We start from the raw sequence: 2,613 nt of genomic DNA, 5'->3' as shown, positions 1-2,613 counted from the left end.
GCACGAGCGTCCACGCGACGACCATCCAGCGTCTCGACTCCCAGACCGAGACCTGGCTCGACACCGGCACCGTGGTCGACAGCCGCCGCACGGCCCGAGGCGATGCGCTGTGGGACGGCAGCAAGCTCTACGTCGTCTCCGGCACGACGGTCGTCTCGGAGTACAGCAACCCGCCGAACCCCGACGACGTGAGCTCCGGTTCGGCCGATCTGTCGCGCTTCAGCTACAACCCGCTGACCAAGGTCTACTCCCTCGACCCCGGCTTCCCGGTCAGCGTCAACCATGCCAGCACCGAGTCCGTCAGCCTGGCCAAGGCCTCGGACGGCGAACTGTGGGTGACCTATACGCAGGTGGCGCCCGACAACAGCAACCAGGTCTACGTCAACCACTCGGTCGGCAGCGACACGGCCTGGGGCACGCCGTTCGCCCTCCCGGCGACGGCGGCGTCGGTCCACTACGACGACGTCTCGGCGATCGTGGCCTACCAGGGCGACAAGGTCGGCGTGATGTGGAGCAACCAGCTCACGCGCAAGTTCTACCTGTCCACCCACCAGGATGGGGCGGCGGACGGTAATTGGACGACCGAGGTTGCCTACGGGGGCGGTGTGGGAGGCTGCAGCACGGGGTGCGCCAACGACCACGTGAACGTCAAGGCGCTGTCCAGCGATGGCAGCGGCCGGCTCTTCGCCGCGGTCAAGACGGCGAACCGGCAAGCCGGTCAGGCGTTCGTGTCCCTCCTCGTCCGCGACCGCCACGGCGCATGGACCAGTCACTACTTCGGCGCCGTGGAGGAGCTCCACACGCGGCCGATGGTCGTGATCGACGAGCAGCACCGCGAGCTGTTCGTGTTCGCCGTGTCACCGGAGGTCGGCGGGACGATCTACTACAAGAAGTCGAGCCTCGACAGCATCTCCTTCCCTCCGGGCGCGGGCACGCCCTTCATGCAGAGTGCCGTCGACACCGACATCAGCAACCCGAGCACGACCAAGCAGAACGCGAACACGGACTCGGGGCTGGTGGTCCTGGCCGACGCCAACAGCCACGCGATGTACTGGCACAACTCCATGAGCCTGGCCGGCGAGCCCGCCCCCGCCCCCGCGGCACCGACCGACACCGCCGTGGCCGCGCCGAGCGCGAACACCGACACCAGCCTCCGGGTGACCTGGTCGGACAACAGCTCCAACGAAGACGGGTTCAAGCTCGAGCGCAAGACGGGCTCCGGCTCCTACGGCCAGATCGCGACGGTCGGCGCCGGTGTGACCTCGTACACCGATACCGGACTCAACCCGGGCGACACCTACACCTATCGGGTGCGGGCCTTCAACGCCGTTGGCGACTCGGGGTACTCCGAGGAGGCCAGCGAGACCACCGCCCAGACCGGTCCCGTGCGGACGTTCACGACCGTCGAGGATGCCTACGTCGATGCCGGAGCGCAAGACGCGAAGGACGGCCAGAAGGGCTTCCTCTACGTCGACGGCTCTCCGATCCAGGAGGCGTACATGAAGTTCCGGCTCTCCGGACTCACCGGCAACACCGTGACCTCGGCGAAGCTGCGGATGTACGTGACCGACAACGGGAGCGTCAAGGGCGGTTCGGTTGCCAAGATGACCGACACCTCTTGGTCGGAGCCGACCGTCACCTACAGGACGCGGCCGGTCATCGACGGGACCCAGCTCGACAGCCTCGGCGCGGTCGGCGTCGGCACGTGGTACGAGTTCAACGTGACCCCGGCGGTCCAGGGGGACGGCACGCTGAGCTTCGGGCTCAAGACCACTAGCAGCGACGCCGTGCACTACGCCTCCAAGGAGGAAGGCGCGCACGCGCCGCAACTCGTGGTCACGGTGACGCCGGGCGACAGCACCCCGCCGCAGACGACGATCGCGAGCGGGCCCTCGGGCACGGTGACCACGGCCGCGGCGAGCTTCAGCTTGTCCTCGAGCGAGACCGGATCGACGTTCGAGTGCCGGGTGGACCCCAACCCGCAGGACGCCGACGAGGTTCCCTGGGCGGGCTGCACGTCGCCGAAGCAGTACGCCGCCCTGGCGGACGGCACCCATACCTTCGAGGTGCGCGCGACCGACGCCACCGGCAACGTCGACCCGACCCCCGCGACCCGGACGTGGACGGTCGACACGATCCCACCCAGCACCTTGGTGGATCCGAGCGTGCCGACCGTGACCAGCAGCACCTCGGTCTCCTTCGCGCTCAGTGCTGACGAGCCGAACGTCACGTTCGAGTGCAGCCGCGACGGATCCGCATACGCGAGCTGCACCTCGCCGAAGCAGTACAGCGGTCTCGCGGACGGCGCCCATACCTTCAAAGCGCGGGCGACCGACGCGGTGGGCAATCGCGAGGCCGACCCGATGCCCTTCGAGTGGACGGTGGACACGGGGCCCCCGGCGACCACGATCGACACCGGCCCGCAGGGCGCCGCGTCGAGCGCGTCCGCGACCTTCACCTTCTCCGCGGACGAGGCCGGCTCGACGTTCGAATGCAGCCTCGACGCCGCGGCGTACGAACGCTGCACGTCTCCGCAGGAGTACACGGGCCTCGCCGACGGCGCGCACAGCTTCGCGGTACGGGCGACCGACGCCGCCGGCAACGTCGACGCCA

1 protein-coding gene is annotated in these 2,613 nt (G+C 68.9%); it reads left to right on the top strand.

Translation table 11 applies throughout. From position 1 onward, the window contains the following. A partial coding sequence (locus QOD90_RS02670; RefSeq protein ID WP_526346402.1) for a CBM96 family carbohydrate-binding protein occupies positions 1-2,613 on the top strand: 2,613 nt, incomplete at both ends.

It is taken from the genome of Mycobacterium sp. (assembly GCF_032161845.1).
In the GTDB taxonomy this organism is placed as follows: domain Bacteria; phylum Actinomycetota; class Actinomycetes; order Mycobacteriales; family Mycobacteriaceae; genus Mycobacterium.
This window is presented reverse-complemented; position numbering and strand designations above follow the sequence as displayed.